General features: G+C 35.8%; 1 protein-coding gene and 1 pseudogene. Both read left to right on the plus strand.

Annotated features, from left to right (window positions below):
- The coding region (locus ACFIO3_RS13190) for a class I tRNA ligase family protein (protein WP_375704607.1) at positions 1-756 on the plus strand (756 nt) is incomplete at its 5' end.
- Between the two features lie 81 nt (positions 757-837).
- A pseudogene (locus tag ACFIO3_RS13195) lies at positions 838-1,192 on the plus strand (tetratricopeptide repeat protein); the annotation flags it as partial.
- Between the last annotated feature and the right edge of the window lie 156 nt (positions 1,193-1,348).

Below are 1,348 nucleotides of genomic sequence, written 5' to 3' on the forward strand. Positions count from 1 at the left end.
TATAAATTTAATGAGTCTGCCGCTACACTTTATCGTTTCATTTGGAATACACTCTGTGATTGGTATTTGGAACTTCTTAAACCTATTTTCCAGGGGGAAAATGAAGATGCTAAAAATGAGGCTCATGCTTGTACTGCTTGGGTTTTAGATGAAGTTTATAAACTTCTTCATCCTTTTATGCCTTATATGACGGAAGAGTTATGGTCTCTTACAGAAACGCAAGCCATCAAGCGTGAGGATATGCTTGCATTGACAAAATGGCCAGAGGAAACATTTACAGATGAAGAGGCTGCAGCTGATATTAATTGGCTTATTGATGTTGTCACTGGGATTCGATCTGTACGTTTTGAAATGAATATTCCAGCGGCTATACAAGCACCTCTTGTTGTTGTCGAAGGAGGGGAAATAACGCGAGAGCGTGTGCAGCGTTATGATGCACTTCTTAAAAAGCTAGCGCGTATTGAAATCATTCATTTCTCTGATAAAGTTCCAGAAGTATCGGCACAAATAATTTTGGGAGAGGCCGTTTTTTGTTTGCCCTTAGGACAGTTGATTGATTTGGAAGCTGAACGTGTTCGTTTGAGGAAGGATGTGAGTAAAATTGAACAGGATATTGAAAAAATATCGCTTAAGTTAAATAATCCAAAATTTATAGCAAATGCCAAAGCAGAAATTGTTGAAAGTGAACGGAACAGGGTTGTAGAACTTCGCGCTGCAAAGAAAAAAATATCCGTTGCTTTAGAGCGGTTGAGTTGATTTCAACTTTTTGTTTTTTGGATGCATGATTTCATAGCATAAGGGATGGGAGAGATTTGCTTTAAAAAAAATTCTTTTGTTCGTCTTTATATGCGGGCTGCGGTGAATTATAGAAATCCTAAAGCTCAATATCATTTAGGAAAAATATTTTTAAAGGGAGAGGGAAGGGAGAAAAATCCTATACAAGCCACGATGGTTTCAACTCTCAGAGAAAAAAGGAAATCCTTCTGTTCAAACAATGCTTGGAAATATGTTGCTTCAAGAAGGAAAAATAATTCTCGGGATAGCAATGCTAACTGCAGCCTATGAAAAAACTAACGTAAAAAACAAAAACTGGACTCACCTTTTGCAAGAGCAGGCTTTTTCTCTTTGTAATAAATTTGAAAGATGTACAGCAATGCCACTTGTTTCTGATATTTTAAAAAATAACAGTTTTTTAATATCTGATTGTAATATTTTTTACATTCTCCCATCTGATATTAAACGCCATCTTTTTATGTCCAAGTTCATAGTAGAGATAGCTTTTTGTTATAATATAATGGTTAATGACTTAGGATCTTAGACAAAAATTCTTGCGTTCTCGGTTTTCTTG

It is taken from the genome of Bartonella sp. AD328YNZD, assembly GCF_042196425.1.